The 6,168-nt window shown below is 62.7% G+C and carries 6 protein-coding genes; 1 reads left to right on the plus strand and 5 read right to left on the minus strand.

Annotated features, from left to right (window positions below; genetic code table 11):
- The first annotated feature begins 71 nt into the window (after positions 1–71).
- A complete protein-coding gene (locus CP49_RS48465; protein ID WP_063791849.1) occupies positions 72–557 on the plus strand; it encodes a hypothetical protein in 486 nt (161 codons plus the stop codon).
- Positions 558–928: 371 nt separating this feature from the next.
- Here the strand turns inward: CP49_RS48465 and cax are convergent, their stop codons facing one another.
- From cax to CP49_RS48470, 5 genes are all read right to left on the minus strand, one after another.
- On the minus strand, positions 929–2,077 hold the full coding sequence (gene cax, locus CP49_RS40770; protein ID WP_057855741.1) for a calcium/proton exchanger: 1,149 nt from the start codon (positions 2,075–2,077) through the stop codon (positions 929–931).
- Positions 2,078–2,299: 222 nt separating this feature from the next.
- Positions 2,300–2,698 carry a hypothetical protein gene (locus tag CP49_RS44105; RefSeq protein ID WP_082646489.1) on the minus strand — a complete coding sequence of 133 codons (399 nt, stop codon included), beginning with the start codon at positions 2,696–2,698 and terminating at the stop codon, positions 2,300–2,302.
- 639 nt (positions 2,699–3,337) lie between these two features.
- Positions 3,338–4,207, minus strand: coding sequence for a formate/nitrite transporter family protein (locus tag CP49_RS40775; protein WP_057855711.1), 870 nt, complete (start codon positions 4,205–4,207; stop codon positions 3,338–3,340).
- 14 nt (positions 4,208–4,221) lie between these two features.
- Positions 4,222–5,820 carry an aspartate:alanine exchanger family transporter gene (locus tag CP49_RS40780; protein WP_057855712.1) on the minus strand — a complete coding sequence of 533 codons (1,599 nt, stop codon included), beginning with the start codon at positions 5,818–5,820 and terminating at the stop codon, positions 4,222–4,224.
- Between the two features lie 32 nt (positions 5,821–5,852).
- Positions 5,853–6,168: pyruvate formate-lyase-activating protein (locus CP49_RS48470; RefSeq protein ID WP_476695639.1), on the minus strand; the 316-nt coding region annotated here is incomplete at its 5' end.

Raw genomic sequence — 6,168 nt, forward strand, 5'->3', positions numbered from 1 at the left:
CTGAGTCAAGACCAGGTGCCCGAAACGCAACGACATGCATCGCTACCGTGATCCATGCAACGGAGTAGATCATGAAACAGAGTACGAAAAATATTGCTCTCGCAACTTCTGCATTTGCGTTCGCGGCGTTGTTTTCGTTTGGCTGGTCTGAGAAGAGCGGCCTCTCGCTATCGATCGAGAATGCTGAAGCACGGGTCGGTCGACCGCTTACCCCCGTAAGCGTTGCCGGCGTCGCGCGCCGGCAGAACAGGCGCGCTGCAATCGGCACTGCGGCGGCCGTCGGCACCGCTGCAGCGGTCGGTGCCGGTGCCGGATACTACGCGGGCAGTCCTTACTACAGCGATACGGTTCGGGGTGCCCGCGCGGCCTATACCGGCGGCTACGCCGCTACCGGCCCGATAGCCACACGACCTCACTACGCAGTGACTGCCTACTACGCGGGTGGGCCCTGGTACGGCTATAGCGGGTGGGACGACTATGCAACCCGCAACGCGATCAGGTGCAAGCCCGGTACCATGGTCAAGCTTGAGGACGACCTGATGCACGTCTGCCAATGAGCTTCTGAGATCCAACCGGGGCGGCTCGGGCCGCCTCGGAACGTTCCTTGAACATCTAAGGGAGAACGACTATGCTCAGATTGATAGCTGTGGCTGGCTTCGTCTTGTTGCTTGCAACATCGGCACAAGGCATGACACCGGCGCCGCCTCCTCAGGTAGAAGACGTGGTGACGCAAATCGCCGTCGGCTGCGGGCCAGGCAGGACACGGGTCAATGGCGTATGCGTGGCACGGACTACCGTCCGTCAGACTCGCCGAGCCATCCGCAGGTGTGTGCGATGGCAGGCTGGCGTCTGCGCCTCGTACGAGTGAACCTCCTGGAGCGAAGGCGAGTATGCGGCGTAGCGTCGGCGAAATCAGCCTGCCTACCAACTAGGCTTCAGGCACACCAACATGCGTGATCGTGATCGATGCATGTTTGCTTTCGCCTTGTGTCCGGGGTGGCAACAGGTAAAGCGTCATCGCAAAGATCAGGTACACCATCAGCACGAGCACACCGACAAACCAGGCCGAGCGGCCGCTGTTGGTCACCAGCGATGCGGTCATTGTCGCGATAAGCATCATGACCACCGCGCCAGGCCAGAATTGCAGGCTCATCGGCTGCGGCCCGATGACGTAGCTCAGCAGCACCAATACCGGTGCCACGAAAAGCGCGATCTGGGATGCACTCCCCAGCGCGATGCCTACGCTCAGATCTAGCCGGTTCTTGCGTGCGCCGGAAAAAGCCGAGGCCATTTCCGCAGCGCCGCCCACCAGCGCAACGACGATAAAGCCGACAAAGGCCGGCGTCATTCCAAACGTCAGCGCGGCGTGCTGCACCGACTCGACGAAAATCTCGCTCACCAGCGCGACCAGTACGGTGACGCCGGCCAACGTGGTCAGGGCCAACCCCATTGGCCAAGGCGTCTCGGCAGACTCGGCGTGGCCAGCCCCGCCAAACAATTCGTGATGGGTCCTCAGCGAGAACAGCAGGCCCAGACCATAGGCCACGATGAGCAACACGGACAGGCCGATGCTCAACTTCTCGGTAAACTCCGATCCGGCCGCTGAATCTGCTTCGGAGACTGCTGAGGGAATCAGGATCCCGATCGTCGCCAGGAAAAGCAGGCTTGCCTGCAGCCGTGCGCTGCCCCTGTCGTATTCCTGCACATGGTGCCTTAGCCCGCCGAGCAGAAATGACATGCCAAGCATGAACAACGTGTTGGTCACGATCGCCCCGGCGATCGATGCCTTCACAAGCGTATATTGCCCGGCGTGCAGCGCGGTTAACGCGATGACGAGCTCTGTCAGGTTTCCGAGCGTCGCATTGAGCAGGCCTCCAACGGTGTCGCCCGTCTTGGCCGCCACAGATTCCGTGGCGTGGCTTAGCAGCCCGGCGAGCGGCACGATTGCCAGGACCGACAGTACGAAAAGCAGCGTGTGCGCGTCCGGCTTGATGTTTTGCGCGATGAACAGCACCGGCACGAACGCCAGCAGCCACAGCAGAGGATTGTGCCGGATTTCCTTCAGCAATGGATTCATGAGCACCTTCCGACGCGACAAATGCGCTGCCCACATAAGTGCTTGCCGTCACAAAGCCGGGTACGCGCATCGCTCGGGGCTGCCGGTCGGTTCAAAGCGGAGTCAAACCGAAGCTCCGGCAGCCGTCATGCAGTCGTCAACGTGTCGAGCGCGCGGCCCATCAAGTGCCCGAGACCGGCAGGCATCGGGCCCTTACCGCCAAGCGCACCCGAATTCGCGCGCTCAATACGGATACTGACGCGGGCAGACCCAGGCGCCGTATTCGTTCTGGTAACAGCCGCTATTGTATCCGCCATAATAGCCGTAGGCTCCTGCTGCCACGGCGCCGGCCGCCGCACCGTACGCGGCTCCGCGATAGACGCCTCTGCGAACCGCCGTGCGCGCTATCGGACGACCGGGTATCGGACGATATCCATAGCCCCGTCCGGCAACCCCATATCCCCGGCCGGCAACGCCGACACGACCAGCATGAACCGCGCCGCCACGGAAATGAGCGGCGCCGCCGTGAAAGCCTCCACCCCGATAGCCGCCGCCACCTCGACGCGCGAACGCGTCATCCGGGATGAGGCTGGCGCCGACTAGAACGACTGCTGCGAGAGCAGCGAGAGCATAACGAAACATGGCTGTTCCTCCTGTTGGTGGGGTGTCGCGCATTTGAGCTCCAAAGATGCCCGCAGCCCGTTGTAATCAGCACCCGACGACAGCCTTCAACGCTCATTGGATCGGGGCTTGACCTAGATCAATGGTCGAGTCCCCGCGCTTTCGCGCGCTAGTTTTTTGGCGTATCCGAAAACGCGCTTTCGATGACGTCGCCGATCGGCTGCCAAGTGCGACCATCAAACTGTATCAACCGCATTTGCTTGATCGGCTGGAAACTCTCCGGATCGGTGTGATCTCGATCCCGGGCAGCAGAATAGAGGTCTTGACACGCCGATGTGCTCGTTCGTCACGCCAAGTGGTTTCTTAAGGCACAGCCGCTAAATGCATGCAGGGTATCGTTCGCCTGCTTTAAGGTTGTGAAGGCCTGGCGCCGGTCCGTGGCTTCGGCGGTCCTTGCTACCTCTTGACCATTCACTTTCAACTACCCTTCGCCCCATGGAGCGACATTGATTTCAAACCTGTCCTTTCCGAGGGCTGTAAAAAATTGCCGAACGGTGTCCCCCTTGCCCACGGGCATTTCCTTTTCGGCTCCCAGTCGGTGCTCCGCAGCGACATAGTCATCATCCTTGGTTCCCGTGTTTGTCGAACTCTTGTGCCGACCTACTTCCCGCCGAGGCGCTCCTTGCCGAAGGCCGCGCGGTAGATCGCCCAGTAGACGATGCCGACCATGCCGGCGCCGCCCACGATGTTGCCGATCGTGACCGGAACGAGGTTATGGAGAATTCCAGCAACCGTGATCGCCGAGCCGTCGAACCCCTCTGGAGCATGCCCCGTCTGGATCAGCAGCCATGCCAGCGGTAGAAAGTACATGTTGGCGACGCAGTGCTCGAAGCCGGCCGCGATGAAGGCCGAGACGGGCAGCACCACCGCGACGATCTTGTCGGTCACCGTTCTTCCCCCATAGGCGAGCCAGACGGCCGCGCATACCAGTACGTTGCAGAGGATGCCCTTGACGAACAGCGTCATCACATCGGGCCGGATCTTTCCAGCGGCCGTATTTAGCACCGACAGTCCAACGCGCCCATCGTTCATGTCGAGGTGATGGGACAGGAAGACCAAGACGACGAGGCCGAGCGCGCCGGCGAGGTTGCCCAAATAGACCACGGTCCAGTTGCGCAGCATCGTCGCGGTGGAGACCCTTCCGCTCGCCCAAGCCATCACGATCAGGTTGTTGCCGGTGAACAGTTCGGCGCCGCCGACCAGGACGAGCACCAGTCCGAGCGTAAACGCCAGCCCGCCGAGCACGCGCGTCGCGGCGAAGCCGAGCCCGGGATCGGAGGCGACGATGGTGTAATAGAGCGCGCCGAAGCCGACGCCGCCGCCGGCAACGACCGCCAGCATCAGGGAGGCCGCAACCGGCAGATCCGCCTTCTTGACGCCTACCTTCTCGACGGCCTCCTTGATCTCCGCCGGGCTGTAGGCCTGCAGATTGAAGATTGGGGGCTGCGGCGCGGGGGCTCGGTCCGACATGTCGCCCCTGCCCCCTATTGCGCGCCGCCGACCGCCAGCAGGCCGACGATCTGCACGGCGATCACCTTTACGAGCGTCATCGACGGGAAGATCATGGCGTAGCCGATGTCTGGACGCTCGGTCGGCGCCATCTTGGTCGAATAAACCAGGATGGCTGGATTTCCTGTCGCGCCGGAGGCGACGCCGACGAGATCGTCGTACGGAATCTTCATCACAAAGTGCCCGACCAGCAGGACGATGGCGACGGTCGTCAGCAGCACCGCGACCCCGATGAACAGCATAGTGAATCCCGATTCGGCGACGGTGCGGACGAAAGGCTGCCCGGCGTTGACACCGACAGTGGCAAGGAACATCGCCAGGCCGAAGTTCCTCAGCACGATGTTCGCCGGCAGCGGCATGGTCCAGAGCATCGGGCCGGTTCGGCGCAGTCTGCCGAGGATGAGAGCCACGATCAGCGGTCCGCCGCCAATGCCGAGCGTGACGACGCCGACGCCCGGGATTGGAATGGGAATAAGCCCCAGTAGGACACCCAGCACCATGCCGATCCCGAGCGAGACGTAGCTGAATTCGGCGGCCGCCTTCACGGTGTCGCCGAAGTGGCGCCGGATCTCTTCCTTCCGCTCCGGCGGAGTCAGCACGCCGACGCGGTCTCCGAACTCCAGCATCAGGTCCGGCGCCGGCACCAGGTCCGCGTCGTAGCGGCGAACGTGTAATAGGTGCGTCGGATATCCCGCCGGCATAGGTAGGCCCGACAACGGCACGCCGACCATGGCGGCGCGGCCTACGAAGACTCGGATGTAGTCCAGGTCGGCCCGGTCGCTGGCGAGACGGCCCGGCTCTAGCCGGCCAAGCTGGGCAGCGACATTGGCGATGTCGCTTTCGCGCTCGGCGGTGACCATGACCGCATCGCCCGTGGCAAGCACGACGTCGGGAGACGGCACGAAGTTGCGACCGCCATGGCGCATCATGGTCACCTGCACGCCGGCGAGCGGGCCAGCCATCAAGTCGCCAAGCTTTCGGCCGGCGACGCTATCGCCGATCGCGATCTCGCCCATGTGGAACCGCTGCGCCTTTGCCGGGAATTTCGGACGCACCCCGCGAGTCATGAAGTAGATGCACAGGATCGGCCCGATGACGCCGAACGGATAAGCGATCGAATAGCCAATCGACGGATCCTTGTTCTTCATCACGTCGAGCGCTGCTTGCAGGGAGGCGGTGCTGGTCATCGACCCCGCATAGAGGCCGAGGGTGTGGCCGATCTTGATTCCGAAGACGTGCCCCAGACCGAGCGCGACCAGCAGGCCCGCGAGGCAGGCGACGAGCGCGAGCAGGTTGTATTTCTGGCCCGCTCCCACCATGCCCTCGAAGAACTGCCGGCCATAAAGGATGCCGATACCGTAGAGGAACATGATCAGGCCTGTTAGGCCGATCGGCCCGATGATCTGGGCCTTCGGGGCGAAGGCGCCGATCGCAAGGCCGACGAACAGGACGGCGCCGACCCCGAGCGAGAACCCCGCGACACTGATCTGACCCACCAGATAGCCAACTCCGATCGCCAGAAACGCCGTCAGGATCGGCTGGCTTCCGAGGATGTCGCGTGCAAGATCCAACATGTCCGCTCCGGGGTCGGCCGGCTCCCTGATTGTCAACGCACGTGGCAACCCGCGTCACGGAACTGTCCGATCACACGATTCACCAGGTCCTTGCTTGCCGGCTTCATGTCGGCGAGCTTGTATTCAAGGCCCATGGCCTCCCACTTGAACGCCCCCATCTGGTGGAACGGCTGGACCTCGACCCACTCGACGTTCTTCATAGGCGCGACAAAGCGCGCGATTCCATCGACATTGGCGGGGTCGTCGGTTTCACCAGGAACGAGAGTGAACCGGACCCAGACCGGCTTGGACACGGAAGCCAGCCGTTCGGCAAAGCGAAGCGTGGGCGCGAGATCGCGCCCAGTCACC

This window comes from Bradyrhizobium valentinum (assembly GCF_001440405.1).
GTDB lineage: Bacteria > Pseudomonadota > Alphaproteobacteria > Rhizobiales > Xanthobacteraceae > Bradyrhizobium > Bradyrhizobium valentinum.